Here is a 25,223-nt window from a genome sequence, read left to right as displayed (position 1 = left end):
GTAATACCAAGGAGAGGTAGCAGCCATGGACTGGCGTCACAACGCCGTTTGTCGTGAGGAAGACCCCGAGCTGTTCTTCCCCATCGGCAACACCGGTCCTGCGCTGCTGCAGATCGAGGAAGCCAAGGCCGTCTGCCGTCGCTGCCCCGTCATGGAGCAGTGCCTGCAGTGGGCGCTCGAGTCCGGCCAGGACTCCGGCGTCTGGGGTGGCCTCAGCGAGGACGAGCGCCGCGCAATGAAGCGCCGCGCCGCTCGCAACCGGGCGCGTAACGCCAGCGCCTGACCGACGCCCCCGTACCACGAGCCTCAGCCAGGCGGCGCGTACAGAGCGTACGCACAGCCCCGCCTTCGAGTCGCAGCGCGCAGTACCCCCGAAGCGCATCGCACCGTGAGCACCACGCAGTAGGCCCGGACCGTCACCACGGTCCGGGCCTACTGCTGTGCGGGGCCCGCTACTTGTCGGCCGGCACCGGGATGTCGAGCACCACCTGAGTGCCGCGCACCGGGGCGGGAACCATGCCGAAGGTGCCGCCCAGCTCGCCCTCCACCAGGGTCCGCACGATCTGGAGCCCCAGATTTCCGGCCCGTTGGGGATCGAACCCCTCGGGCAGCCCGCGCCCGTCATCCGTCACGGCGATCAGCAGCCGGCCGTCGGCCGGTGAGCCGCCGCGCGACGCGGACACCTCCACCGTGCCGGACTCGGCCACGGTGAACGCGTGTTCCAGGGCGTTCTGCAGGACTTCGGTGAGCACCATCGAGAGCGGAGTGGCCACTTCCGCATCGAGAATCCCGAAGCGCCCCGTGCGCCGGCAGGTGACCTTTCCGGGTGAGATCTCGGCCACCATCGCGATCACCCGGTCGGCGATCTCGTCGAACTCGACCCGCTCGTCCAGATTCTGGGACAGCGTCTCATGGACGATGGCGATCGAACCGACGCGCCGCACCGCCTCGTTGAGCGCCTCACGGCCCCGCTCGGAGTCCATCCGGCGCGCCTGGAGCCGCAACAGGGCTGCCACGGTCTGGAGGTTGTTCTTCACCCGGTGGTGGATCTCCCGGATGGTGGCGTCCTTGGTGATCAATTCCCGCTCACGGCGGCGCAGTTCCGTGACGTCACGCAGCAGCACCAGCGAACCGATGCGTACACCCTTGGGCTTGAGCGGAATGGCGCGCAGCTGGATGACCCCGCCGGCGCCCTCGACCTCGAACTCCCGGGGCGCGTACCCGCTCGCCACCTTGACCAGAGCCTCGTCCACCGGGCCGCGCGAGGGTGCGAGTTCGGCGGTCGTCGCGCCGAGGTTGTGGCCCACGAGGTCCGAGGCCAGGCCGAGCCGGTGGTAGGCGGAGAGGCCGTTGGGGCTGGCGTACTGCACGACTCCGTCGGCGTCGAGCCTGATCAGCCCGTCGCCGACACGCGGCGACGCGTCCATGTCGACCTGCTGGCCGGGGAAGGGGAAGGAGCCGGCGGCGATCATCTGGGCCAGGTCGGAGGCGGACTGGAGGTAGGTGAGCTCCAGCCTGGACGGCGTGCGCACGGTGAGCAGGTTGGTGTTGCGGGCGATGACCCCGAGGATCCGGCCCTCCCTGCGCACGGGAATCGACTCGACCCGGACGGGCACCTCCTCCCGCCACTCCGGATCCCCCTCACGCACGATGCGGCCCTCGTCGAGGGCGGCGTCGAGCAGCGGCCTGCGGCCGCGCGGCACGAGGTGGCCGACCATGTCGTCCTGATAGGAGGTGGGGCCGGTGTTGGGCCGCATCTGCGCGACGGAGACGTAGCGGGTCCCGTCGCGGGTCGGCACCCACAGGACGAGGTCGGCGAAGGACAGGTCGGAGAGCAGCTGCCACTCCGAGACCAGCAGATGGAGCCACTCGAGGTCGGTGTCACTCAGGGCTGTGTGCTGTCGGACAAGGTCGTTCATGGAGGGCACAGACGCGAGCGTACCTGTGAAGACGAGGTGGATCCGAACCGAACGGCCCATGGATACGTGACACTGTGGGAGCGCGGGCCAGGACAGGAGAATGTCCGCGCACACGGATGGACATGGACTATTGGTCTAGTCCACAATGCACCACGTGGGGGCGCTACGGTCAGACCTGACCCCTGCCGCACGAACAGACCTCCGCTCTCCCCGCACAGGAGAGCGGACCGAGGTATCCGGCGCTCTCTGCCCTGACTGCGCCGGTGCCTCCAGTGGCCGGAGGCACCGCACACCGCCGGCCAGGCAGGGCCTGCCGAGAGGCGGGCCCGTAGCTCCGGGCTGCGGTGCCGGACGGGCCGAGGGTCCCGTCCTGGCGCCGCGGCCCGCGGGTGTTTCCGGGGGTGTTCCCCCCGCGGACGGAGCCGTCCGCCGACAGGGCGACAAGCAGTGACGCAACCGTGGACGGTTCACCTCCGGGCCACGGCGTTCTGCTAGATTGGGGCCCCATATTGGTCTATACCACATGACGCCACTCTTCAGATCGGCAGGCACAGCGTGGAAGTTGTCATCGTCCCGGACGCCACGACAGGCGGCGAACTGATCGCGGAGGCCATCGCGGCCCTGCTGAGCCGCAAGCCCGACGCCCTGCTCGGCGTGGCCACAGGATCGACCCCGCTGCCCATCTATCAGGCCCTCACCGCGAAGGTCCGCTCCGGCTCCGTGGACGCGTCGCGCGCCCGCATCTGCCAGCTCGACGAGTACGTCGGGCTGCCCGCCGGCCACCCCGAGTCGTACCGCTCGGTCGTGCTGCGCGAGGTCATCGAGCCGCTCGGCCTGTCCGAGAAGTCCTTCATGGGCCCTGACGGCGCCGCCGAGGACGTACAGGCGGCCTGCGAGCAGTACGACAAGGCCCTGTCCGAGGCGGGCGGGGTGGACCTCCAGCTGCTCGGTATCGGCACCGACGGGCACATCGGCTTCAACGAGCCGTGCTCCTCCCTCGCCTCGCGCACCCGCATCAAGACGCTGACCGAGCAGACCCGGATCGACAACGCGCGCTTCTTCGACGACGACATCGAACAGGTGCCCCGCCACGTCATCACCCAGGGCATCGGCACGATCCTGGAGTCCCGCCACCCGGTCCTGCTGGCCACCGGCGAGGGCAAGGCGGACGCGGTCGCACGGACGGTCGAGGGGCCCGTCGCCTCTGTCGTACCGGCCTCGGCGCTCCAGCTGCACCCGCACGCCACGGTGGTGGTCGACGAGGCGGCGGCGTCCAAGCTGAAACTGGCCGACTACTTCCGCGCCACCTATGCGTCGAAGCCGCAGTGGCAGGGCCTGTAGAGCCCCGTACGGTACGCACGCGTGAGGGCCGGGTCACCTGTGGAAGGTGACCCGGCCCTCATGTCTCGCCCGACAGGCCCTCAGGGGGCCGTGCCTGTGATCGCCTCCGCCGCCGCGACGCCGCACACCCGCGCGGCGCCGTGCGTGGCGACGTGCGGGGCGCCCCGGGGCGGCGCGTCGGGCAGGCCCATCTCGACCACGACCGTGTCGGGACGCGCCGCCAGCAGGGCGTCCAGCGCCTCGCCCATCCACATGTGCCGGTGCACGTCACGGACCACGGCGACGATCCGCCGCTCCCCCGCCGCCCTCAGTACCTCGGCGGCCGGCGCCTCGCTCCCCGCGCCGTAGGTGTCCGTCCCGGTGCCGGGCAGTATCCGGGCCAGCTCGGCCGCGACGCCCCACGGGGTCTCGTCACCGACCGCGATGTTGGCGACCGGGGTGAACGCCGCGACGTACGCCGGCCCGTCCAGCGGCTCGCCCGATCCCGTGAGCGTGACGGCCCGACGGGCGGCGGCCAGCCCGACATCGACTCCGGAGCCGGGCGCGGTCCCCTCCTGCACATCCGCACCCGGCTCCGGGTCAGCCCCCCTGGCCCCCTGCGTCCACGACGCGAGGGCCCGTACACGTGCGGCCGCGTCGGCCAGCCGCTCCTCGGGCAGTTCACCGGTCCGCACCGCCGCCACCAACGCGTCGCGCAGCCGCAGCACGGTGTCCTCGTCGGCCAGCCCACCGCCGACGCAGATGGCGTCGGCGCCCGCCGCGATGGCGAGGACCGATCCGCGCTCGATGCCGTACGTGCCGGCGATGGCGTCCATCTCCATGCCGTCGGTGACGATCAGTCCGTCGTAGCCCAGCTCCTGGCGCAGCAGACCGGTGAGGATCTGGGGGCTCAGGGTCGCGGGCCGGGTCGGGTCGAGTGCGGGAAGCAGGATATGTGCACTCATCACCGATTTGGAACCCGCCGCGATGGCCGCGCGGAAGGGCACCAGCTCACGGGCGTGCAGGGTGTCCAGGTCCACATCGATGCGGGGCAGCGAGTGGTGCGAGTCGACCGCCGTGTCCCCGTGACCGGGGAAGTGCTTGGTGCAGGCGGCGACACCGGCGGCCTGGAGGCCCTCGACGTACGCGGCGGTGTGCCGGGCCACGAGCTCGGTGTCGGCGCCGAACGAGCGTACGCCGATGACCGGATTGCCCGGGTTCGAGTTGACGTCCGCCGACGGCGCCCAGTTGAGGCTGACCCCGCACTCGGCCAGTCTGCGGCCGAGCTCCCGGGCGACGGCCCTGGTCAGGTCCGTGTCGTCGACGGAGCCGAGAGCGAGGTTGCCGGGGAAGGACGAGCCGCTGCGGACCTCGAGGCGGGTGACGTCACCGCCCTCCTCGTCGATCGCGACGAGTACGTCGTCCCGCTCGGCGCGCAGCCGGGCGGTGAGCGCGGCGAGCTGCTCGGGCGAGTGGATGTTCCGGCCGAACAGCCCGACGGAGGCCAGGCCTTCGCCGACCCTGCGCAGGAGCCAGTCGGGGGCGGTCGTGCCTGTGAAGCCGGGCTGGAGGACCGCGAGGGCGTCGCGGGTGACGGTGTCCGTGGTGGATACGAGGGTGCTCATGGCCGTGTTATCCCTTCACTGCGCCATCGGTGAGACCGCTGACGGCCTTGCGCTGCAGGAAGACGAAGAGGACGAGGATCGGGATGGCGAAGATCGAGGACGCGGCCATCGTCGCGCCCCAGTCGTCGCCGAACTGGCTCTGGAACTGCGAGAGCCACAGGGGCAGGGTCTGCGCCTCGGCCTGCTTGTTGAGCACCAGGACCATCGGGAATTCGTTCCAGGCGGTGATGAAGCCGAACAGCGAGGTGGACATCAGGCCCGGCGCGAGCAGCGGGAGGATGACCTTCACGAAGGCCTGGGGCCGGGTGCAGCCGTCGACCATGGCCGACTCCTCCAGCTCCTTGGGCACCGCGGCGACGAAGCCGCGCAGCGTCAGGATGGTGAAGGGCAGGATCATCACCATGTAGAAGAGCGTCAGCGGGATCAGGCTGTTGAGCATGTCGGCGTCGCGGACGATGAAGTAGATCGCGATGACCATGACTTCCCAGGGCGCCATCTGCGCGACCATGAAGCCGATGATGAAGCCCCGCCGGCCCTTGAAGCGCATCCGGGCGAGGGCGAACGATCCCGCGAGCGCCAGGATGAGGGAGAACGCCACGGCGAGCACGGTGACCGTGAGCGAGTTCCGGACCATCGTCCAGAAGTTCTCGGCGTCGATCGCGGTCCTGAAGTGCTCGAACGTGATGTTCGTCGGGAACCAGACCGGGTCCTCGGAGACGATGTCGGGCGTCGGCTTGAAGGCCGTCGCGAACATCCAGTACACGGGGAAGACGAAGCAGATGACCAGCAGTACGGCCGTGGCGTTGGGCCAGACGCGGCTGAACCTGGACGAAGCCGAGCGCTTCACAGCTCGTCCTCCTCTTGCTTGGAGACGATCCTGAGGTAGTAGAAGGTCAGGGCCAGCAGGATCAGGATCGTGAGCAGCGCGATGGCGGAGCCCATGCCGTAGTGCTGGTTTCCGATGCCCTCGATGTAGGCGTACACGGGGAGGATCTCGGTGAGCCGGTCGGGGCCGCCCTCGTTGATCGCGAAGACCTGCGCGAAGGCCTTGAAGACCCAGATGACCTCCAGGAACGTCGTGGCGAGGAGGAAGGGCTTCAGGAACGGCATGGTGACCGAGGTGAAGCTCTTCCAGGGACCCGCTCCGTCGAGCGCGGCGGCCTCGTACAGCTCCTTGGGGATGGTCGTCGTGGCGGCGTACAGATTGATCGCGACGAACGGGATCGACTGCCAGACGATCAGCACGGTGATCACGAAGAAGGTCGAGGCCTGGCTGCCGGTCCAGTTGTACTCCGCCATGGAGTGGAAACCGATCTTGTCCAGCACCCAGTTGACGACACCGAACCGCGAGGCGAAGAGCCACTGGTAGACGGTGGTCGCTGCGATGACGGGCATGGCCCAGGCGAGGACGATGCCGATGAGCAGCGTCACGCGCATCCGCTTGCCGAGCCGGGCGAGGAGCAGACCGACCAGGGTGCCGAACACCATGATCAGGACGACGTTGGTGCCCGCGAAGACGATCGACCGGACGGTGACGTTCCAGAAGTTCTCGCTGCCGAGGACCTCCTTGTAGTTGTCGATCCCGTTCCACTCGGTGAGGTGCTGGATCAGCTGCCTCATGTTGAGGTTCTGGAACGACAGCGCGGTGTTCTTGACCACCGGCCAGCCCAGGAACACCAGGGTCGCGGCCACGGGAGCGAGCAGCAGCAGATACGGGGCGAGTGCGGCCGATCTGCCGCCTGCCCGGGGTCTGCCGGGGCCGGGGCCGGCACCGGCCCGCTTCGCTGTCTCCGTCGGACCGGAGGGCGGCCGTTCGGTCTGCACGGTCATGCTCGCCATCTCTTTCTCGGCACCATGGGACACGGCAGGGGGGCGGACTCCGTCATTCGGTCATGGAGTCCGGCCCCCGGCATTTCGGCCCTCGGGCCGACCGGCGAATGGAGCAGCCTTACTGCTTCTGCGCGAGGCGCTTGTTGAACTCCGCCTCGACCTGCTTGGCGGCCTCGGCGTTCGACTTGCCGTTCAGGACCGCCGTCATGAAGGTCTTGACCGGGTTCGGCGCGTTCTCGACCGCCGCCCACTCGGGGATCAGCGGCGTGGTGCCGCCGACCTTGGCCGAGGGCGCAGCCGCCTCGGCGACCTCGTTGCCGGTCAGGTTGGAGTTCAGCGACTCCTTGTTGGGGATGACGCCGTTCAGCTTGGCGAGCTGGCCCTCGAACGTGTCGGAGAGCGCGAGCTTCAGGAACTCCTTGGCGAGGTCCTGCTTCGCGCTGCCCTCGGCGACCGCGAGGTTGGAGCCACCGAGGAAGACACCCTCGGGCTTCTCGGCGGTGTCACCCGGAATGGTGAAGTAGCCGATGTCCTTCTCGATGGCCGGGTTGGCCTTGATCGCCGTGGCGGCCTCCCAGCCCATGCCGATGAAGGCGCCGGTCTTGCCCTTGGCGAAGACGTCCGCCTGCTGCGGCGTCGCCTCGTCCTTGTCCTTGGGGGCCTTGGAGTAGGACTGGTACTGCTTGTACAGGTCCATCGCCTCGCCGATCTTCGGGTCGGCGAGGTTGGAGACCCACTTGTCCCCGTCCTTCTTCACGAGGTCGGCGTCCTTGCCGATGGTGAGGCCGTCGAAGAAGTACCAGTTCTGGCCGGGCAGGTAGAGCGGCTCGGCCTTGCCCTTGGCCTTGATCTTGTCGAGCGCGTCGAAGAACTCGTCACGGGTCTTGGGGGTTTCGGTGACACCGGCGTCCGCGAAGACCTTCTTGTTGTAGAGGACCACGCGGTTGGCGAAGTACCACGGGGCGGCGTACTGCTTGCCGTCGACGATGGAGGCCTCGTTGAGGTTCTCGGCCCAGTCGCCGCCGATCTCCGACTTGAGGTCACCGAGCTCGGCGAGGCCACCGGTCTTGGCGTACGCCGCGGTCTGGGTGTTGCCGATCTCGAAGACGTCCGGCGGGCTCTCCTCCGACAGGGCGGTCGTCAGCTTCTGCTGGATGCCGTTCCACTGCTGGACTTCGAACTCGACCTTCGCGCCGGTCTTCTTCTCGAACGCGGCGGTGAGGTCCTTCTGCCACTGATCGGGCGTCGAGCCGTCCATGGCCCAGACGGTCAGGGTCTCCCCCTTGTAGCTGTCCGGGCCGGACTTCTTGCTGTCGCTGCCGCCGTCGTCGGAGCCACACGCCGCCATGCTGACCATCATGCCCGCGACGCCGATCGCCGCGATGAGCTTGCGCTTCACGCCAAACCCTCCTCAGGGTGCTGCAACCCCCCGCCCACCGCGAAGACACCGACGAGTAGTACTGCTGGGGCTGGGACCTGGTCTTTAATGGTTTAGACCAGTACCGGGAGCTTGGCCTAGACCTTTAGGGGTGTCAAGGGTGTATAAGAAGTGCACTCGCGTCCGTTACAGGACCGACACCTGAGGGAGGGCGACGACCCGTGACCGGGCCGTGCCACCATGTGAGCCGCGACAGACGGAGGAGCCGGTGACGGCAGCAACGCAGCAGTCGGGAAGGCGGGCCATGGGTGCCGACGGGGGCAGCAGCACGAGCGAGAGCGGTGCGGGTGCGCGCACGGCACGCGTCCCGAAGTACTACCGGCTCAAGCGCCATCTCCTCGACATGACGGACACCATGCCGCCCGGCACCCCGGTGCCACCCGAGCGGACCCTGGCCGCCGAATTCGACACCTCGCGCACCACGGTGCGTCAGGCGCTCCAGGAGCTGGTGGTCGAGGGCCGGCTGGAGCGCATCCAGGGCAAGGGCACCTTCGTCGCCAAGCCGAAGGTCTCCCAGGCCCTGCAACTCACCTCGTACACGGAGGACATGCGCGCCCAGGGCCTGGAACCCACCTCGCAACTGCTGGACATCGGCTATGTGACGGCGGACGACACGCTCGCCGGGCTGCTGGACATCACGACCGGCGGCCGGGTGCTGAGGATCGAACGGCTCCGGCTCGCCAGCGGCGAACCGATGGCCATCGAGACCACCCATCTGTCGGCCAAGCGCTTCCCCGCGCTGCGCCGTTCGCTGGTGAAGTACACCTCGCTCTACACCGCGCTGTCCGAGGTGTACGACGTCCGGCTCGCCGAGGCGGAGGAGACCATCGAGACCTCGCTCGCCACGCCGCGCGAGGCGGGCCTGCTCGGCACGGACGTCGGCCTTCCGATGCTCATGCTGTCCCGCCATTCGGTCGACGGTGAGGGTGAACCGGTGGAGTGGGTGCGCTCGGTGTACCGGGGTGACCGGTACAAGTTCGTGGCCCGCCTGAAGCGTCCCACGGACTGAGACGGATCGGGCTGCCGGAAGCCGATGTTTCCGGCGGCCTCAACCGTTGCAGGACCGAAATGCGGACAGGGGGTGACGATGCCCGGAATACTCGCTTAGATTTCCTGCGCGTTGCACAGGTGATCAGCGAGGGGACGGAGTCGCCACATGCCAGAAGAAACCGATGCCAACCCACCAGCAACACCGACGTCACCGACAGCACCGACGGTGACACCCATCAGAGTGGTCATCGGCCTCTGTCTGATCGCTCCGTTCGTCGCGATGCTCTGGGTCAGCTCGTACGCGAAGGTCGAACCGACCTTCATCGGCATCCCGTTCTTCTACTGGTACCAGATGCTCTGGGTGCTCATCTCCACCGCTCTCACGATGACCGCGTACAAGCTGTGGCAGCGTGACCAGCGCGCCCGCAAGGGGGGTGCGTCAGCATGAACGACGGCGTGAACGGCGTCGCACTCGCCGTATTCATCTTCTTCTTCGTGGCCGTCACGGTCGTCGGTTTCATGGCCGCGCGCTGGCGCAAGGCCGAGAACGAGGCCAGCCTCGACGAATGGGGCCTGGGCGGACGCTCGTTCGGTACCTGGGTCACCTGGTTCCTGCTCGGTGGTGACCTCTACACGGCTTACACCTTCGTGGCGGTGCCCGCGGCGATCTACGCGGCGGGCGCGGCGGGCTTCTTCGCCGTCCCGTACACGATCCTCGTCTATCCGATGATCTTCACCTTCCTGCCCCGCCTGTGGTCGGTGTCGCACAAGCACGGCTACGTCACCACCTCGGACTTCGTCCGGGGCCGCTTCGGCTCGAAGGGTCTCTCGCTGGCGGTCGCCATCACCGGCATCCTCGCCACGATGCCGTACATCGCGCTGCAACTGGTCGGCATCCAGGCCGTGCTGGACGTGATGGGCGTCGGCGGCGGTGAGACCACGCACTGGTTCGTCAAGGACCTGCCGCTGCTGATCGCTTTCGCCGTGCTCGCCGCGTACACCTACTCCTCGGGGCTGCGCGCGCCCGCGCTCATCGCGTTCGTCAAGGACGGCCTGATCTATCTGGTCATCGCCGTGGCGATCATCTACATCCCGATCAAGCTCGGCGGGTTCGACGAGATCTTCTCCAAGGCGAGCGAGGCGTTCGCCCAGAAGGACCAGGCGACGGGCCAGCCACGCGGTGCGCTGGTTCCCGGCGAGATGGGCCAGTGGGGCTATGCCACCCTGGCTCTGGGCTCGGCGCTGGCGCTCTTCATGTATCCGCACTCGATCACGGCCACGCTCTCCAGCCGCAGCCGTGAGGTGATCCGGCGCAACACCACGATCCTGCCGCTGTACTCGCTGATGCTGGGTCTGCTGGCCCTGCTCGGCTTCATGGCGATCGCCGCCGGCATCAAGGTGGACAACGGCCAGCTCGCCATCCCGCAGCTGTTCGAGAACATGTTCCCCGACTGGTTCGCCGGTGTGGCCTTCGCAGCGATCGGGATCGGCGCCCTGGTGCCGGCCGCGATCATGTCGATCGCCGCGGCGAACCTCTTCACCCGCAACATCTACAAGGACTTCCTCAAACCGGACGCGACACCGGCCCAGGAGACCAAGGTCTCCAAGCTGGTCTCGCTGCTGGTCAAGGTCGGCGCGCTCGCCTTCGTCCTCACCATGGACAAGACGGTCGCGATCAACTTCCAGCTGCTGGGCGGCATCTGGATCCTCCAGACGATGCCGGCCCTGGTGGGCGGTCTGTTCACCCGGTGGTTCCACCGCTGGGCCCTGATCGCCGGCTGGGCGGTGGGCATGGTCTACGGCACGGTGGCCGCGTACGGCGTCGCCAGCCCCACCCAGAAGCACTTCGGCGGCTCCTCGGAGGAGATCCCCGGAATCGGCGAGATCGGCTACATCGGCCTCACCGCCTTCGTCCTGAATGTGATTGTCACGATCGTGCTGACGTTCGTCCTCAACGCGGTGAAGGCACCGGCGGGCGTGGACGAGACCGCCCCGTCCGACTACACGGCGGACGCGGGCGACCCCGGCGTCAAGACCGAGCTGCCGCCGGCCACGGCGGGCTCCCCGGGCGGTCACTGACCTCCCGCACGCCTCTCGCTCGACGTCGTCCCGGCAGGGCCCCGTCCTGCCGGGACGACGTGCGAAAAAACGGGGCGCCGTTCCCGTCGCCTGCGGCACACTGCCGTCCATGGACCTATCGATCAGACCTGTACGGACCGCCGAGTTCGCGGATCTGGGTGAGATCACCGCCCAGGCGTACATCGGTGACGGGCTCCTGGACTTCGGCGCCGACGATCCCTATCTGGAACAGCTGCGCGCCGTGGAGCGACGGGCCACAGAGGCCGAGGTACTGGTCGCGGTGGATGCCGACGGCCGGCTGCTGGGCGGTGTCACCTACGTCGCGCCCGGCAGCCCGTGGTCGGACATCGCAACCCGGGACGAGGCCGAATTCCGCATGCTGGCGGTCTCGCCGGGCGCGCGTGGCCGAGGGGCGGGCGAGGCGCTCGTACGGGCCTGTATCGAGCGGGCACGGGCCGCCGGAGGGCTGCGCGGGATCGTCCTTTCGACGCAGTCGGCCATGCTGGGCGCCCACCGGATCTACCGTCGCCTCGGCTTCGTACGCACTCCGGAGCGGGACTGGTTCCCCCTGCCGGGCCTCGAACTCCTGACATTCCGCCTGGAGCTCTGAACCCACCACGACACAACATGTGGGGGCTTCTTCAATCGGCAGCCCCCACATGTATGCTCGACCTCGCTGTCGCCGCAGGGGAATCCGGTGCGAATCCGGAACTGTCCCGCAACGGTGTGATCGGTGCGCATCGCGCGTACCCGAAGTCCGAAGACCTGTCGACAGTGCGCCCGGCTCGACCGAACCGGGCGCCGAGACGTCCGGGCCCCGCGGAGGGCCGGTGGACGCCGGTGCGCCGTGCCGCCCTGTCTTCCGGGCGCGGCCCTGCCCGGCTGCCCCGCTCCCGCAGGCCCTGAGCCGAGCGAGGGATAGCCCCAGTGACCATCGCGCCAGCCGACCCGGTTTCAGTCACGGAATCCGAGGGCCGCACGACCGACGCGCCCGGGACCGCACTGCTGCGGACCCTGACCGGCCTCACCGCCGATCTGCCCGACACCGACCCCGGACGGGTGGCCGCCGCCGCACTGCGCGGCCGCAACGCCCGGTCGGACGAGGCCGAGCTGCGCTCGCTGGCCACCGAGGCCGCCGCCGGCCTGATCTCCGAGGACCCCGCCTACTCGCGGCTCGCCGCCCGGCTCCTCACCCGGGCCATCGCGGACGAGGCCGCAGGACAGGGCGCCGTCTCCTTCTCGGCATCGGTCGCCGTCGGGCACCGCGAGGGCCTGATCGCGGATCGTACGGCCGAGTTCGTCACGCTGCACGCCGCCGCACTCGACGCGCTGGTCGACCAGGCGCTCGCCGACGGGGCCGACGACCGCTTCGGCTACTTCGGGCTGCGGACCCTGCGCAGCCGCTACCTGCTGCGCCACCCGCTCACCCGCGAGGTCGTCGAGACCCCGCAGCACTTCATGCTGCGCGTCGCGGCCGGGCTCGCCGATGACACCTCCGAGCGCGCCCTGGCGGAAGTGGCCGCGCTGTACGGCCTGATGAACCGGCTGGACTATCTGCCCTCGTCCCCCACCCTCTTCAACTCCGGCACCCGCCACCCGCAGATGTCCTCCTGCTATCTGCTGGACTCGCCCAAGGACGAGCTGGACTCGATCTACGACCGCTACCACCAGGTGGCACGCCTCTCCAAGCACGCGGGCGGCATCGGGCTCTCGTACTCCCGTATCCGCGCCCGGGGTTCACTCATCCGTGGCACGAACGGGCACTCCAACGGCATCGTGCCGTTCCTGAAGACGCTGGACGCCTCGGTCGCGGCGGTCAACCAGGGCGGCCGGCGCAAGGGTGCCGCGGCCGTCTATCTGGAGACCTGGCACGCGGACATCGAGGAGTTCCTGGAGCTGCGCGACAACACCGGAGAGGACCAGCGGCGTACGCACAACCTCAACCTGGCGCACTGGATCCCGGACGAGTTCATGCGCCGTGTCGACGCGGACACGCAGTGGTCGCTGTTCTCCCCGGCCGACGCCCCCGAGCTCGTGGACCTCTGGGGCGACGAGTTCGACGCCGCCTACCGCGCCGCCGAGGCCAAGGGCCTCGCCCGCAGGACGATCCCGGCGCGTGAGCTGTACGGCAGGATGATGCGGACGCTCGCGCAGACCGGACAGGGCTGGATGACGTTCAAGGACGCGTCGAACCGCACGGCGAACCAGACCGCCGAGCCGGGCCGCGTGGTTCACTCCTCGAACCTCTGCACGGAGATCCTCGAAGTCACCGACGACGGCGAGACGGCCGTCTGCAACCTGGGTTCGGTCAACCTGGGCGCGTTCGTCGCCGACGGCTCCATCGACTGGGAGCGGCTGGACGCCACCGTGCGTACGGCGGTGACCTTCCTGGACCGCGTGGTGGACATCAACTTCTACCCGACCGAGCAGGCAGGCCGCTCCAACGCCCGCTGGCGCCCGGTGGGTCTGGGCGCGATGGGCCTCCAGGACGTCTTCTTCCAGCTGCGCCTGCCGTTCGACTCCCCCGAGGCCCGCGCGCTGTCCACGCGGATCTCCGAGCGGATCATGCTGGCCGCCTACGAGGCCTCCTGCGAGCTGGCCGAGCTCCCCCAAGCGCCTTCGACAGGCTCCGGTGCAGGGGGGACCCCCAGGGGCCCGCTGCCCGCCTGGTCCGAGACCCGTGCCGCCCGTGGTGTGCTGCACCCCGACCACTACGCCACCGAGCTGAACTGGCCGGAGCGCTGGGACGCCCTGCGGGACCGGATCGCGAAGAGCGGGATGCGCAACTCCCTGCTGCTGGCCATCGCCCCCACCGCCACCATCGCCTCGATCGCCGGTGTGTACGAGTGCATCGAGCCGCAGGTCTCCAACCTCTTCAAGCGCGAGACGCTCAGCGGGGAGTTCCTCCAGGTCAACGCCTATCTGGTCGACGAGCTGAAGAAGCTCGGCGTCTGGGACGCGCGGACCCGTGAGGCGCTGCGCGAGGCCAGCGGTTCCGTGCAGGGCTTCGGCTGGATCCCCGAGGACGTGCGGGCGCTGTACCGCACGGCGTGGGAGATCCCGCAGCGCGGTCTGATCGACATGGCTGCGGCCCGTACGCCGTTCCTCGACCAGAGCCAGTCGCTGAACCTGTTCCTGGAGACGCCGACGATCGGCAAGCTCTCCTCGATGTACGCGTACGCCTGGAAGCAGGGGCTGAAGACGACGTACTACCTGCGGTCGCGCCCGGCGACCCGGATCGCCCGCGCGGCGGCCGGGAAGACCGCCACCGCCACTGTTCCCGTGCAGCAGGCCGCCGCTCCCGACGCGGACGCGGTCGCCTGCTCCCTCGAAAACCCCGAGTCCTGCGAGGCCTGCCAGTAATGACGACGAACGAAGACAAGAACCTGCTCGACCCGGGCTTCGAACTGACCCTGCGGCCCATGCGCTACCCCGACTTCTACGAGCGCTACCGGGACGCGATCAAGAACACCTGGACGGTGGAGGAGGTCGACCTGCACTCCGACGTCGCCGACCTCGCCAAGCTCTCGCCCGGTGAGCAGCACATGATCGGCCGGCTGGTCGCGTTCTTCGCGACGGGGGACTCGATCGTCTCCAACAACCTGGTGCTGACGCTGTACAAGCACATCAACTCGCCGGAGGCGCGGCTCTATCTGTCGCGTCAGCTGTTCGAGGAGGCCGTGCACGTCCAGTTCTATCTGACGCTGCTCGACACCTACCTGCCCGATCCGGCGGACCGCGCGGCGGCCTTCGACGCGGTCGAGGAGATTCCCTCGATCCGCGAGAAGGCGCAGTTCTGCTTCCGGTGGATGGACTCGGTCGAGACGATCGACCGGCTGGAGACGAAGGCCGACCGCCGGCGCTTCCTGCTCAACCTGATCTGCTTCGCCGCTTGCATCGAGGGGCTGTTCTTCTACGGCGCCTTCGCGTACGTGTACTGGTTCCGCTCACGCGGTCTGCTTCACGGTCTCGCCACGGGCACCAACTGGGTGTTCCGTGACGAGACGATGCACATGAACTTCGCCTTCGAGGTCGTGGACACCGTCCGCAAGGAGGAGCCGGAGCTCTTCGACGACGCCCTTCAGCAGCAGGTCACCGACATGCTGAAGGAGGCCGTCGAGGCGGAGCTGCAGTTCGGCCGCGATCTGTGCGGCGAGGGTCTGCCGGGGATGAACACCGAGTCGATGCGCCAGTACCTGGAGTGCGTCGCCGACCAGCGGCTCACCCGGCTCGGCTTCCCCGCGCTCTACGGTTCCGAGAACCCGTTCTCGTTCATGGAGCTCCAGGGGGTCCAGGAGCTGACGAACTTCTTCGAGCGCCGTCCCTCCGCGTACCAGGTGGCGGTGGAGGGCTCGGTCGGCTTCGACGACGACTTCTAGCCCCGGGACGTCCTGGACCTGCTAGATCCGCGCCCAGGACCTGACGTACGGGCGCCGCTTGGCCGTGACCGGCCGCGCGGCGCCCGCCGCCTCCGGGGGCGCGGCCTCCCCGCGCCGTTCCGCCTCCCGCAGCTCGCGGTCGATCCGGCGCTCCCGCGCGAACCCGACCAGGGCGGGCAGCAGGACGAGGGTGAAAAGTGCGGCTATGGACAGGTAGCTCAGGAATGTGTTCATGGCTCCACTGTCGTCCGTGCGCCAGGAATCCGGCAGTGGCAGGACTGTCATGCACCCTCGAATTGCTGCCACACTGACCCCATGCTGCAAAACGTCGCCACCCTGCTGCTCGATGAGGTCCACCCCTTCGAACTCGGCGTCCTGTGCGAGGTGTTCGGACTCGACCGCTCCGACGAGGGGCTGCCGGTCCTTGACTTCGCGGTCGTGTCGGCCGAGGGGCCGGTCCTCCAGACTCACGCCGGCTTCACCATCAGCACTCCCTACGGTCTCGACCGTCTGGAGGAGGCCGACCTCATCGCCGTACCGGCGGGGAGCCACTTCATGGAGCGGACCTATCCCGAGGAGGTCCTGGACGCCCTGCGCCGGGCCGTGGAGCGCGGCGCGCGGGTGCTGAGCGTCTGTTCCGGCGCCTACGTCCTCGGTGCGGCCGGACTCCTGGACGGCCGCCGCTGCACCACCCACTGGCGGCACGCCGAAGAGCTGGCCCGCCGCTTCCCGAAGGCCTGCGTGGAGCCGGACGTGCTCTACGTGGACGACGGCCCGGTCATCACGTCGGCCGGCACCGCCGCGGGCATCGACGCCGCCCTGCACCTGGTCCGCCAGGCGCACGGCCCCGACGTCGCGAACACCATCGCCCGCCGCATGGTGGTCCCCCCGCACCGGGACGGAGGGCAGGCGCAGTACATCAAGCGCCCGCTCCCCCGCACCCGGTGCGACACGGTCGGAGACACCCTCGCCTGGATGGAAGGGCATCTCGACCAGGAGATGACCGTCGAACAGCTGGCCGCCCAGACGCACATGTCGCCCCGGACCTTCGCCCGCCGCTTCCAGCAGGAGACCGGCACCACGCCGTACCGCTGGCTGCTCAGGCAGCGCGTACTGCTGGCGCAGCACCTGCTGGAGACCTCGGACGAGACCATGGACACGGTCGCGAGCCGGACGGGCTTCGGCAACGCGGCGGCGCTGCGCCACCAGTTCGTACGGTCGCTGGGCACGACTCCGAACACCTACCGCCGCACCTTCCGGGGGCCGGCCGACGAGAGCGAGGCGGCCTGACGGAGAGTGCCTGGAGGGGAGGGCCGGCCCAGAGGCCCGGTCACCGGGGGCGTGCGGTCAGACGCCGCACTGCGAGGCGGACCAGAAGTGGGTCGGTCCCTGGTTCACGTGGATGTGGTCGCTGTGCCCCGCGTAGCCCGGGCCGAGGATCCCCCGGAAGCCGTGGTTGCGGGCCTGCTTGGCGATGGTGCACAGGGAGTGCGGTCCGGCACCCAGGTCGACGGCGTCGCCGTAGAGGTGGCGGCTGTTCGACGCTCCGCCGACCGACGCGTTGCAGGAGGTGGACCGGAAGCCGCTGGTGACCCGGATGGACTGGTCGCCCAGCGCGTGCCGCAGGGCCTGCAGCTTCCACATGCTGCTCAGGGCGTTGGCCTTGGCCGTGCCCGCCGCGACCGCCCCGCCCGCCCAGGTGCTGTTGCACTTGTTGAGCTCGGGATAGGTGAAGTTCACGGGCGTGCAGTCGTTGTCCTGGAGCGCGTAGAGCTTGGCCTGTGTGGCGGGTCCGGCTACGCCGTCGGCCGCCAGGCCGTACGCGGACTGGAAGCGCTTGACCGCGGCCGTGGTCGCGGGGCCGTACGAGCCGTCGATGGCCAGTACGGCGTTGTAGCCCGGGTAGCCGGCCACCCGGATCTGGAGCTGGGTGACGTCGTTGCCGGTGGCACCTGTCTTCAGGGTGCGGGTCCAGGTGAAACAGCCGTCGGCCTGCGCGGTTCCGGAGGTGAGGACGGCGCCGCCGATGGCGAAGGCCATGGTCATGACAAGGCCGAGCAGCAGATGTGCGGTACGTCTGAGCATGGGGTTCTCCCTGCACGTGAGGTGTGGAGGTGTGACGTGGGGACGAGCCTGGCGGACGGGTCGACGCGCGTCAACTACCCACCGGAGAACGGTGGTTGACGAAAGAGCCCCGCCGGCCGGCGGGGCTCTTTCGTCGTGCGGAGCGGAATCAGTCGTTCGGGACGACCTCGTAGCGCGGCTCGCCCTCGGCCATCTGCTGCAGCGCGTCCTTGCGGTCCCGCTTCGAGAGGCGGTCGATGTAGAGGTAGCCGTACAGATGGTCCGTCTCGTGCTGGAGGCAGCGCGCGAAGTAACCGCTGCCCCGCACCCGCACCGCGTTGCCCTGGGCGTCCTGGCCGCGCACGGATGCGTAGTCGGGGCGGGCGAGCGCGGCGTACGCCGTGGGCACCGAGAGGCAGCCCTCGTTGGAGTCGTCGAGGTTGCGCTGCTCCGGCGCGAGCTCCTCGAGCACCGGGTTGCAGATCGCTCCGACGTGCCGCACCCCGTCGTCGTCCGGGCAGTCGTAGACGAAGACCTTGCGGTCCACACCGATCTGGTTCGCGGCCAGGCCCACGCCCTGCGCGGTCCGCTGGCTGGCGAACATGTCGTCGATCAGCCGCGCGAGCTCGTCGTCGAACTCCGTGACGTCCCTGCACTCCTTGTGCAGGACCGGATTGCCGACCACCGTGATGGGGCGGGACGTGCCGCGCTCCCGGTGCGCCTCCTCGCGCGCCTCACAGTCCTCGGTGTCCACGAGGTATCCCTCGTCGTCCACACCGGTCTGCTCGTCCGTCTCCTGCTGCGACATGTCCGCCGTTCGCCTTCCTGCAACCCTGAACCCGTGAAATACCCGCACCGGAAACGGTGCGCGTACAGCCTACGGGCACCGGTCAGCAGACTTCTTCCAGATCCCGCCACTCACGGCTGTCCGGGCTGTCCGCCACCCAGCCGTCCAGCAGACCGCGCACCAGCCCGGCCGGTGCGGCTATGCCGCACTCACGCTCCGGCACCCAGAGGTCACCCGCGGTGCGGTGCCCCAGGGGCCCGGGGTGGCCCGGCTCACTGTGGTCGTGCGGGTCCTGGTGCGCGCCGTCGCCCTCGTCGCTCTCCATCCGGCTCTCCGAACACGCACGGCAGAGCAGCCGCACGGAGGACGACCAGTCCTCGGCGGCGAATCCGGCATCGGAGGCGAGCCGCTCCAGCGCGTCCCGGTCGGCCTCGGTGGCGGCCTCCAGCAGGACCACCCAGGTGGGGACCGGGGAGGGCGCCCACAGCTCGATCTCGTCGAACACCGGATAGGAGGGCCCGGCCGCGGTGATCCGCTCGCCGTTCGGCACCCCGTCGTGCAGCACGACCTCGCCCCAGCGGCGCCCCGAGGACGGCAGCGGGATCGACAGCACCTCGATCCGCGCCGGATCGAGCCTGCGGCCCCAGACGACCTCGGCCTCGCCCTCGGGCGAGAGCCGCACGGCCGCGCTGCCCAGGTCCATGCCCGTCGGCTCGCTGTTGGCCGCCGCGTTGTGCTGACCGCTGCCCGGCACCCGCAGCCCGTAGGCCTGCCAGGCCCGACGCGCCAGCGGCCAGTCCTGGAGCGCGGTGGCGGCGATGCCGACGTTCCACCAGTCCGGGGCGCCGGACTCCCGGTCGAGCAGGGCGACGGCGCGCAGTCCCGCGGCCCTCGCCTGTTCCCAGTCGTGCCGGAACTTGTGCAGCAGCGCGAGGTTGAACCAGGACTCGGAGAGCCAGGGCTCCAGGTCCGCCGCGCGCGTCAGCAGCGCCCCCGCGTCCTCGTACCGGCCGTCGCCGATCAGCGTGAACGCGCGGTCCGTGGCCTGCCGCCATGAGGCGGACGGCCGATGCCGTACCTTCCCGAAGATCCTCACGATTCCCGCCTGTCCCGACTGGACACCCTCTTTTTCCGCTCTCTTCGCATCCAACCATGCCCGGCCGGACGCTCGCTCATTACCCATGGGTTACCCAGTACCGGCCGGGGTCAGACCGCCTCGCGCCAGGACTCTGGCCAGTGCTTCCACCACCTGTGGCTGGTAGTCGAGGCCGGTGCCGAGCCTGAGCTGCTCCAAGGCGCCCAGAGACCCCTTCACCCCTTCCCCGCACAGGTCGTCGTACGCGTTGACCGCCCGGACGATTCGCGCGGCCGTCTGCTGTTCCCGGTACGGATCCGCCTGCTGCTCCACCACCACGGCGACCGCGGGGTCCACCCCGGTCTGCCGGACCACCGCGCCTCCGAGCAGCGCGATCCTGCGCTGCTCGGCCGCCGGGAGGACGACGGTCGCCCCGTCGGCCACGGGGTCGACGAGCGAGAGCTGCCCGATGTCATGCATCAGCGCCGCGTATTCCAGCACGGTCAGCTCGGGCCCTGTGAGCCCCAGCTCACGCCCGACGGCCGTCGAGAGCCCGGCCACCCTGCGCGCGTGCCCGTGCGGGGTGTAGCCCGCGATCTCCGTGGACCGGGCCAGCGAGGCGATGGTCTGCCGGTACGTCGTACGCACGGCGGCGTATCTGCGGAACGACACCTGGGTGAGCAGCAGCGGCACACACAGGACGGGCAGCGCCCACAGCCCCGCGACGGCGACCCCGAGCGCCATCACCGCACCGGTCGCGCAGACCGCCGAACCGATGCCGCTGAGCGCACGGAGTTCATCGCGCAGCTGCGGCCCGTAAGGCCGGGAGGTCCCGGCGGTGAGGGCTGTCAGTACCGCGTCGCAGAGGGCGGTGAGGACGAGCAGCACGAGCAGGAAGAGCGCGAAGTACGGTCCCTCGCCGAACCAGCGGTCCGTCCGGCCCGCGTGGTGCAGCGGCTGGAAGCACACGGCGGCGAACCCGACGGCCAGCACACGGCGGGCCGCCTGGTCGGGGCCAGGGCCACTGCCCCGCGCCATATGGGGCACGGAGGCGAGGAGCTGCGCGGCGACGACGACGGTGACCACCTGGAGCACACCGTGCGACGTCTCCTCTCCCGCACTGCGCCCGAGCAGGGCGTACGCGAGTGATCCGGCCGCCCCGAGCGGCGCCGGCTCCCGCTCATCGGGGAGGGCGCCCCAGCGTGCCAGCTCTCCGACGGTGATCAGCACCCCGAAGGCGAGGGCGTGACCGGGCTCGACGACGCCGTTCCACAGGGTGTGCCCGAGCGCGACGAGCGCGAGGACCAGTGCGGCGCCGCGGACCGCGAGGGCCGTCGGCTGCGGGTGGACCGGGGTCACCGGGGCTGTCCCGGCCGCTCCGGTGACCCGGCGGCGGGCGGCCGTGCCCACGCCCGCTGCCTCGGCAGCCCCGCCGGGCCCTCGTCCGACGTGACCGTGTTGGCCGCGGCGGACCAGCCGTGCCGGTCCAGGGCACGCGCCAGCGCGCGGACCATACGGGGGTCGAACTGGCTCCCGGCGCAGCGCCTCAGCTCGTCGACCGCCGCAGGGACGGGCCGGCCGCGCCGGTAGGAGCGCGTCGAGGTCATCGCGTCGAAGGCGTCGGCGACGGCGACGACCCGGGCGAACTCGGGGATCCGGTCCCCGACGAGGCCGTACGGATAGCCGCTGCCGTCGAGCCTTTCGTGGTGGTGCAGGATCGCTGCGCGTGCCTCGTCCAGGAAGCCGATGCCCCGGACGATCTCGTGGCCGTACTCCGGATGCAGCTCGATGACGCGGCGCTCCTCGGGGGTGAGCGGACCGTCCTTGCGCAGGACCCGGGTCGGGACGCCGAGCTTGCCGACGTCGTGCAGGATGCCGGCGAAGCGGAGAGCTTCCATCCGCTCCTCCTCCATGCCCAGTTCCCGGGCGATCAGCTCGGAGGCACGGCCCACCCGCTCGCTGTGTCCTCGGGTGTAGCCGTCCTTGATGTCGACGGCCTGGACGAGCGCCCTGATGGTGGCGCGGTGGGCGGCGTGCTGACGGTGGTACTGCGCGAAGACCCAGCAGGAGATGTACATGGGCAGCAGGACGACCAGTGCGGACAGCGGCCCGTAGGAGCTGTGCCACAGGACGGCCATCATCAGCCCGGCCAGCGCGTGCACCAGGTGCGGCCCGACCGAGCGGGCCGGCAGTCCGCGCCAGGCGTGCCTGACGGCCACGCGCTCGGCCGTGACGAGGATTCCGCCGTCCAGCGCGGCCAGCACCAGACTGAAGACGAGCGCGGTCGCGCAGGCCGGGAGGAGGGCGTACGGAAGGTCGGGTCCCGCGCCTGCCGAGGAGCCGCCGAGCGTGGCGGGGCCGCCCAGGAAGCCGTACGTCCAGGAGGCGGCGCCCACGGTCAGGGCGAGCTGAGCGGCCCGCCAGACACGGCGTGCCGTGGCGGGCGGCCGCTCCACCCGGCCCGCGAGCGCACCGGGTACGGCGACGAGGACGGCGGCGGACGGTGGCAGCAGGAAGGCCGCCGCGAGCAGCAGGGGAAAGAACGATCCGGCACTGATCGGCACGGAGGTGCCGAAGCCACGGCAGCGACCGGGGAGTTCACAGGCGGTGTGGAGCGCGGCCAGCAGGCCGAGCGTGCCCCAGGGCGTGGCGGCCCCGGGGGACAGTGCGGGAAGGGCGCAGAGTGCGGCGCAGACCACCGCGCACAGGATGTGGACGCGCGCTGCCCCCGGTGTGCCCCTCACCCGTACCGCCCGCCCCCAGCCTGGTCAATGGAGGCGCCAGGCTAGCGAGTTGGAGGTCGGGCAGGGCCCGAAGGGGCCGGATTCGCACATTCGGGTGACATGACCGGGGTTCAGCGTTCGGCGCGCGGAGCGGCGGGAGCCGTCACTCCGCGGCCGCGGCCGGACGGTCGGCGCCGCCCAAGGCCACGTCCTGCTCGGGCACGGCGTGCCCGGAACGGATCAGGTCGATCCGTCCCATCACCTTCGAGCGCAGGTCGGCCGGGACGTCGTCCTGTCCGCAGCAGCGCTTGACCAGCTTCTTCACGGCCTGTTCGAGGCCGTACTTCTCCAGGCACGGGGAGCACTCCTCGAAGTGCACCTCGAATTTGGTGCAGTCGCCCTCGGGCATCTCATGGTCGAGAAACTCGTAGAGATGATCGAGAACCTCTGAGCAGTCCGTCTCGTGCGGCTCTCCGCAGCTCATGAGGCCGAGCCTTTCCTGTCGTCCGACTCACCGGCTCCGGCCGGGACGAGCCCGCGCTCGCGCGCGTAGTCCTCGAGCATGCCGCGCAGCTGGCGGCGTCCCCGGTGCAGCCGGGACATCACCGTACCGATGGGTGTCCCCATGATGTCCGCGATCTCCTTGTAGGCAAAGCCCTCTACATCGGCGAGATACACGGCGATGCGGAACTCTTCGGGGATCGACTGCAGGGCGGACTTCACATCGGAGTCCGGAAGGTGGTCAAGGGCCTGGGACTCCGCCGAGCGCAGACCGGTCGACATGTGCGACTCCGCACGCGCCAGCTGCCAGTCCTCGATCTCCTCGGCGGCACTCCGCTGGGGTTCGCGCTGCTTCTTGCGGTACGAGTTGATGAACGTGTTGGTGAGGATGCGGTACATCCACGCCTTGAGGTTGGTGCCCTCACGGAACTGGTGGAAGGAGCCGTACGCCTTGGCGTAGGTCTCCTGGACCAGGTCCTCGGCATCCGCGGGGTTGCGCGTCATGCGCAGCGCGGCCGAGTACATCTGGTCCAGATATCCGAGGGCGTCCCGCTCGAAGCGCGCGTTGCGCTCGGCGGTCGTCTCCTGCGCACGGCCGTCGTCGGTCCCTGTGTCGGTCCCTGTGACCGGACCCACCTCCTCCAACGCTGTCGCGGAGCCGAAACCGGACCCGCTCGCCTCGGAGAATAGTCGACCTTGCTTCTGAGCGGGCTGTCGATCGGCTCCGCCCGGGGCGCGCGCCGGAGTGCTCTTGGCCGCGTGAAGCACCGTCCACTCCAGTCCTGCGGCGTTCGAGCGGCTCGGGCAGATGGTCGAACCCATGCGACGGACTCCCTCTCCACGTACGACTGCGCTTGCCGCCACCGGCGGCATACCGACATCGGCGTTGTACCGACATCAGTCACAACAGCCGCCTCCCACGGCGCATTCCCAGGCCTGTGCGGGCCGCCGGGAGTGTGAGCGGGGCAACGTGGTCAGGAGAGCCCGTCCAGCCAATCGGCCACCGCGCCGACGAGGAGGTCCATGGCCTGATCCACGGTCAGCGGCGCCTTCTTCGGTACGGCGAAGCCATGATCCGCGTACGGCACCTCGAAGAGCCCGTGCTCCCCCGGCGGGAACTCCTCCGGCCGCCCGAACGGGTCGCGGCCGCCCTGCACCACGAGCGTGGGGACGCCCGCGCCGAGCAGCTCGTCCGCACGGGACTTCTCCGGCTTGCCCGGGGGATGCAGGGGGAAGCTCAGGGCGAGCACCGCGTGGGCGCCGAGCTCCGCGGCCGTACGGCAGGCCACCCGCGCCCCCGCGCTGCGTCCCCCGGCGACGACGGGAAGCCCGGGGGCCGTCAGCGCGGGCCACAGCCCGCGCCAGCCGGTGTCCAGGGTCCGTGGCGCCGGCGCCAGCTTCTTCCCGGCCACCCGCCAGGGCTGCTCCACCAGCGCCACGGTCACCCGGTGGCCCGGCAGCACGGCGGCCAGGCCCTGGAGGTCACGGGCCTCGATGCCGCCTCCCGCCCCATGGCTGACGGCGAGCACCAGACGGGCCCCCTGCGCGGGGTACCAGGTGATCCTGGCCTCTCCGGCATCCGTGCCGACACTCTCTGTCCTGCGTGCTGTCGCTGCTGTACGGCTCATCGCACCCATCCTGCCGGGTCAGAAGAGCGTGCTCACCTCAGGCGCGGCCAGCTCCTCCAGAAGTTCGGGGCCGTTGTTGCGGACGTTGCTGACGGCGGTGGCCACCGGATAGGCGCGCATCAGTCCGCCGGGGGGCGGCTCCAGCAGCGCCTTCAGCTCCTCGATGTCGGTGTGCGACGGGTCGAGCCAGTCGTCCCAGCGGTCAGGGGGCAGCATCAGGGGCATCCGGGGGTGGATGTCTGAGAGCGAAGCGGGCCCATCGGCGGGGGCGACGGCGAGCGGGGTCGTCTCCGCCTCGGTGGTGATCACCGAGCAGGTCACCCACCAGGCCGCCGGATGGTCGTCGGGGAGGGTCCGGTCGCGCCAGAACTCGTACAGCCCGGCCATGGCGAAGACGGAGCCGTCGGCGGGGGTCACGAAGTACGGCTGCTTGCGGGGCCGCTTCCTCTTCCCCTTCTCCTCCAGTTGGCGCTCGTCGGCCCCGGTGACCCACTCGTAGTAGCCGTCGGCGGGAAGGATGCAGCGCCTAGACACGAAGGGCCGGCGGAAGGACGGCTTCTCGTGGACGGTCTCCGCTCGGGCGTTGATCATCCGGGCGCCACCCTCGGGCGTCTTCGACCAGGACGGCACGAGCCCCCATTTCAGGGCACGCAACTGGCGAACCGGCCGCTGGTCATCGGCGTCCTTCACAGGACGGTCCAACACCGCGTAGACCTCCTTGGTCGGCGCGACATTCCAGTCGGGCGCCAAGGTCTCCGTCGGTTCCCACTTCTCCACACCGAAGAGCCCGGTCAGATCTTCCGGCCGTCGGCTCGCTGCATACCGTCCGCACATAAGTGCCAGACTGCCACGACCCGCCGGTCGA

At 69.8% G+C, this 25,223-nt stretch carries 24 protein-coding genes and 1 riboswitch; of the genes, 9 read left to right on the top strand and 15 right to left on the bottom strand.

The window, feature by feature from the left end; genetic code table 11:
• Nucleotides 1-25: 25 nt before the first annotated feature.
• A complete protein-coding gene (locus AB0C75_RS18770; protein WP_003953983.1) occupies nt 26-283 on the top strand; it encodes a WhiB family transcriptional regulator in 258 nt (85 codons plus the stop codon).
• 169 nt (nt 284-452) lie between these two features.
• Here AB0C75_RS18770 and AB0C75_RS18765 read toward each other — a convergent pair whose 3' ends face one another.
• The gene (locus AB0C75_RS18765; RefSeq protein WP_362892095.1) at nt 453-1,919 is read right to left on the bottom strand and encodes a PAS domain-containing sensor histidine kinase; all 1,467 of its coding nucleotides are present in this window, start codon (nt 1,917-1,919) and stop codon (nt 453-455) included.
• A 555-nt stretch (nt 1,920-2,474) separates the two neighbouring features.
• Here AB0C75_RS18765 and nagB point away from each other — a divergent pair.
• Nucleotides 2,475-3,260, top strand: coding sequence for a glucosamine-6-phosphate deaminase (gene nagB / locus AB0C75_RS18760; protein WP_362892093.1), 786 nt, complete (start codon nt 2,475-2,477; stop codon nt 3,258-3,260).
• Between the two features lie 80 nt (nt 3,261-3,340).
• Here the strand turns inward: nagB and AB0C75_RS18755 are convergent, their stop codons facing one another.
• The 4 genes from AB0C75_RS18755 to AB0C75_RS18740 form a co-directional block, all read right to left on the bottom strand.
• A complete protein-coding gene (locus AB0C75_RS18755) occupies nt 3,341-4,864 on the bottom strand; it encodes a glycoside hydrolase family 3 protein (RefSeq protein ID WP_362892091.1) in 1,524 nt (507 codons plus the stop codon).
• Nucleotides 4,865-4,871: 7 nt separating this feature from the next.
• Nucleotides 4,872-5,711, bottom strand: a complete 840-nt coding sequence (locus AB0C75_RS18750) for a carbohydrate ABC transporter permease (protein ID WP_362892089.1) — start codon at nt 5,709-5,711, stop codon at nt 4,872-4,874.
• Nucleotides 5,708-6,694 carry a sugar ABC transporter permease gene (locus AB0C75_RS18745; RefSeq protein WP_362892087.1) on the bottom strand — a complete coding sequence of 329 codons (987 nt, stop codon included), beginning with the start codon at nt 6,692-6,694 and terminating at the stop codon, nt 5,708-5,710. The genes AB0C75_RS18750 and AB0C75_RS18745 overlap by 4 nt, the downstream gene beginning before the upstream one ends.
• 118 nt (nt 6,695-6,812) lie before the next feature.
• Nucleotides 6,813-8,093 carry an extracellular solute-binding protein gene (locus tag AB0C75_RS18740; protein WP_362892085.1) on the bottom strand — a complete coding sequence of 427 codons (1,281 nt, stop codon included), beginning with the start codon at nt 8,091-8,093 and terminating at the stop codon, nt 6,813-6,815.
• Between the two features lie 283 nt (nt 8,094-8,376).
• On the opposite strand from AB0C75_RS18740, the gene AB0C75_RS18735 reads away from it, so the two are divergent.
• From AB0C75_RS18735 to AB0C75_RS18710, 6 genes are all read left to right on the top strand, one after another.
• The gene (locus AB0C75_RS18735) at nt 8,377-9,141 is read left to right on the top strand and encodes a GntR family transcriptional regulator (RefSeq protein WP_362892234.1); all 765 of its coding nucleotides are present in this window, start codon (nt 8,377-8,379) and stop codon (nt 9,139-9,141) included.
• 147 nt (nt 9,142-9,288) lie between these two features.
• Nucleotides 9,289-9,570, top strand: a complete 282-nt coding sequence (locus AB0C75_RS18730) for a DUF3311 domain-containing protein (protein ID WP_362892083.1) — start codon at nt 9,289-9,291, stop codon at nt 9,568-9,570.
• Nucleotides 9,567-11,201: a monocarboxylate uptake permease MctP gene (gene mctP, locus AB0C75_RS18725; protein WP_362892081.1), complete on the top strand. Its 1,635-nt coding sequence runs from the start codon at nt 9,567-9,569 to the stop codon at nt 11,199-11,201. The genes AB0C75_RS18730 and mctP overlap by 4 nt, the downstream gene beginning before the upstream one ends.
• A gap of 109 nt (nt 11,202-11,310) precedes the next feature.
• Nucleotides 11,311-11,811, top strand: a complete 501-nt coding sequence (locus tag AB0C75_RS18720) for a GNAT family N-acetyltransferase (RefSeq protein WP_362892079.1) — start codon at nt 11,311-11,313, stop codon at nt 11,809-11,811.
• Between the two features lie 41 nt (nt 11,812-11,852).
• Nucleotides 11,853-11,989: riboswitch (cobalamin riboswitch) on the top strand.
• A gap of 139 nt (nt 11,990-12,128) precedes the next feature.
• Nucleotides 12,129-14,564 carry a ribonucleoside-diphosphate reductase subunit alpha gene (locus AB0C75_RS18715; RefSeq protein ID WP_362892077.1) on the top strand — a complete coding sequence of 812 codons (2,436 nt, stop codon included), beginning with the start codon at nt 12,129-12,131 and terminating at the stop codon, nt 14,562-14,564.
• Nucleotides 14,564-15,580, top strand: a complete 1,017-nt coding sequence (locus AB0C75_RS18710; protein ID WP_362892075.1) for a ribonucleotide-diphosphate reductase subunit beta — start codon at nt 14,564-14,566, stop codon at nt 15,578-15,580. Before AB0C75_RS18715 ends, AB0C75_RS18710 begins: the two co-directional genes overlap by 1 nt.
• 21 nt (nt 15,581-15,601) lie before the next feature.
• On the opposite strand, the gene AB0C75_RS18705 is transcribed toward AB0C75_RS18710, so the two are convergent.
• Nucleotides 15,602-15,814 (bottom strand): hypothetical protein, encoded by a 213-nt coding sequence (locus AB0C75_RS18705; protein ID WP_362892073.1) that lies wholly within the window; start codon nt 15,812-15,814, stop codon nt 15,602-15,604.
• 81 nt (nt 15,815-15,895) lie between these two features.
• On the opposite strand from AB0C75_RS18705, the gene AB0C75_RS18700 reads away from it, so the two are divergent.
• Nucleotides 15,896-16,870: a helix-turn-helix domain-containing protein gene (locus AB0C75_RS18700; protein ID WP_362892071.1), complete on the top strand. Its 975-nt coding sequence runs from the start codon at nt 15,896-15,898 to the stop codon at nt 16,868-16,870.
• Nucleotides 16,871-16,927: 57 nt separating this feature from the next.
• Here the strand turns inward: AB0C75_RS18700 and AB0C75_RS18695 are convergent, their stop codons facing one another.
• From AB0C75_RS18695 to AB0C75_RS18655, 9 genes are all read right to left on the bottom strand, one after another.
• Complete coding sequence (locus AB0C75_RS18695) at nt 16,928-17,665, bottom strand: D-Ala-D-Ala carboxypeptidase family metallohydrolase (RefSeq protein ID WP_362892069.1); 738 nt, start codon at nt 17,663-17,665, stop codon at nt 16,928-16,930.
• 148 nt (nt 17,666-17,813) lie between these two features.
• Complete coding sequence (gene def, locus AB0C75_RS18690) at nt 17,814-18,452, bottom strand: peptide deformylase (protein WP_362892067.1); 639 nt, start codon at nt 18,450-18,452, stop codon at nt 17,814-17,816.
• 82 nt (nt 18,453-18,534) lie between these two features.
• Nucleotides 18,535-19,527 (bottom strand): hypothetical protein, encoded by a 993-nt coding sequence (locus AB0C75_RS18685; protein ID WP_362892065.1) that lies wholly within the window; start codon nt 19,525-19,527, stop codon nt 18,535-18,537.
• Between the two features lie 90 nt (nt 19,528-19,617).
• Complete coding sequence (locus AB0C75_RS18680; RefSeq protein WP_362892232.1) at nt 19,618-20,865, bottom strand: metal-dependent phosphohydrolase; 1,248 nt, start codon at nt 20,863-20,865, stop codon at nt 19,618-19,620.
• On the bottom strand, nt 20,862-22,250 hold the full coding sequence (locus AB0C75_RS18675; protein WP_362892064.1) for an HD-GYP domain-containing protein: 1,389 nt from the start codon (nt 22,248-22,250) through the stop codon (nt 20,862-20,864). The genes AB0C75_RS18680 and AB0C75_RS18675 overlap by 4 nt, the downstream gene beginning before the upstream one ends.
• Nucleotides 22,251-22,392: 142 nt before the next feature.
• The gene (gene rsrA, locus AB0C75_RS18670; RefSeq protein ID WP_099174563.1) at nt 22,393-22,713 is read right to left on the bottom strand and encodes a mycothiol system anti-sigma-R factor; all 321 of its coding nucleotides are present in this window, start codon (nt 22,711-22,713) and stop codon (nt 22,393-22,395) included.
• A complete protein-coding gene (locus AB0C75_RS18665) occupies nt 22,710-23,366 on the bottom strand; it encodes a sigma-70 family RNA polymerase sigma factor (protein WP_033298180.1) in 657 nt (218 codons plus the stop codon). Before AB0C75_RS18665 ends, rsrA begins: the two co-directional genes overlap by 4 nt.
• 338 nt (nt 23,367-23,704) lie before the next feature.
• On the bottom strand, nt 23,705-24,358 hold the full coding sequence (locus tag AB0C75_RS18660) for an alpha/beta family hydrolase (RefSeq protein WP_362892061.1): 654 nt from the start codon (nt 24,356-24,358) through the stop codon (nt 23,705-23,707).
• Between the two features lie 18 nt (nt 24,359-24,376).
• Nucleotides 24,377-25,192 (bottom strand): SOS response-associated peptidase, encoded by an 816-nt coding sequence (locus AB0C75_RS18655; RefSeq protein WP_362892058.1) that lies wholly within the window; start codon nt 25,190-25,192, stop codon nt 24,377-24,379.
• Nucleotides 25,193-25,223 lie beyond the last annotated feature (31 nt).

Source organism: Streptomyces sp. NPDC048565, assembly GCF_040650935.1.
GTDB lineage: Bacteria > Actinomycetota > Actinomycetes > Streptomycetales > Streptomycetaceae > Streptomyces.
This window is presented reverse-complemented; position numbering and strand designations above follow the sequence as displayed.

Excerpts from the sequence above, each read along its gene's own strand:
- AB0C75_RS18770 (WP_003953983.1), top strand. The coding sequence starts at position 26 with ATGGACTGGCGTCACAACGCCGTTTGTCGTGAGGAAGACCCCGAGCTG.
- AB0C75_RS18765 (WP_362892095.1), bottom strand. The coding sequence starts at position 1,919 with ATGAACGACCTTGTCCGACAGCACACAGCCCTGAGTGACACCGACCTC.
- AB0C75_RS18755 (WP_362892091.1), bottom strand. The coding sequence starts at position 4,864 with ATGAGCACCCTCGTATCCACCACGGACACCGTCACCCGCGACGCCCTC.
- AB0C75_RS18745 (WP_362892087.1), bottom strand. The coding sequence starts at position 6,694 with ATGACCGTGCAGACCGAACGGCCGCCCTCCGGTCCGACGGAGACAGCG.
- AB0C75_RS18735 (WP_362892234.1), top strand. The coding sequence starts at position 8,377 with ATGGGTGCCGACGGGGGCAGCAGCACGAGCGAGAGCGGTGCGGGTGCG.
- AB0C75_RS18730 (WP_362892083.1), top strand. The coding sequence starts at position 9,289 with ATGCCAGAAGAAACCGATGCCAACCCACCAGCAACACCGACGTCACCG.
- mctP (WP_362892081.1), top strand. The coding sequence starts at position 9,567 with ATGAACGACGGCGTGAACGGCGTCGCACTCGCCGTATTCATCTTCTTC.
- AB0C75_RS18720 (WP_362892079.1), top strand. The coding sequence starts at position 11,311 with ATGGACCTATCGATCAGACCTGTACGGACCGCCGAGTTCGCGGATCTG.
- AB0C75_RS18710 (WP_362892075.1), top strand. The coding sequence starts at position 14,564 with ATGACGACGAACGAAGACAAGAACCTGCTCGACCCGGGCTTCGAACTG.
- AB0C75_RS18705 (WP_362892073.1), bottom strand. The coding sequence starts at position 15,814 with ATGAACACATTCCTGAGCTACCTGTCCATAGCCGCACTTTTCACCCTC.
- AB0C75_RS18700 (WP_362892071.1), top strand. The coding sequence starts at position 15,896 with ATGCTGCAAAACGTCGCCACCCTGCTGCTCGATGAGGTCCACCCCTTC.
- AB0C75_RS18695 (WP_362892069.1), bottom strand. The coding sequence starts at position 17,665 with ATGCTCAGACGTACCGCACATCTGCTGCTCGGCCTTGTCATGACCATG.
- def (WP_362892067.1), bottom strand. The coding sequence starts at position 18,452 with ATGTCGCAGCAGGAGACGGACGAGCAGACCGGTGTGGACGACGAGGGA.
- rsrA (WP_099174563.1), bottom strand. The coding sequence starts at position 22,713 with ATGAGCTGCGGAGAGCCGCACGAGACGGACTGCTCAGAGGTTCTCGAT.
- AB0C75_RS18660 (WP_362892061.1), bottom strand. The coding sequence starts at position 24,358 with ATGAGCCGTACAGCAGCGACAGCACGCAGGACAGAGAGTGTCGGCACG.
- AB0C75_RS18655 (WP_362892058.1), bottom strand. The coding sequence starts at position 25,192 with ATGTGCGGACGGTATGCAGCGAGCCGACGGCCGGAAGATCTGACCGGG.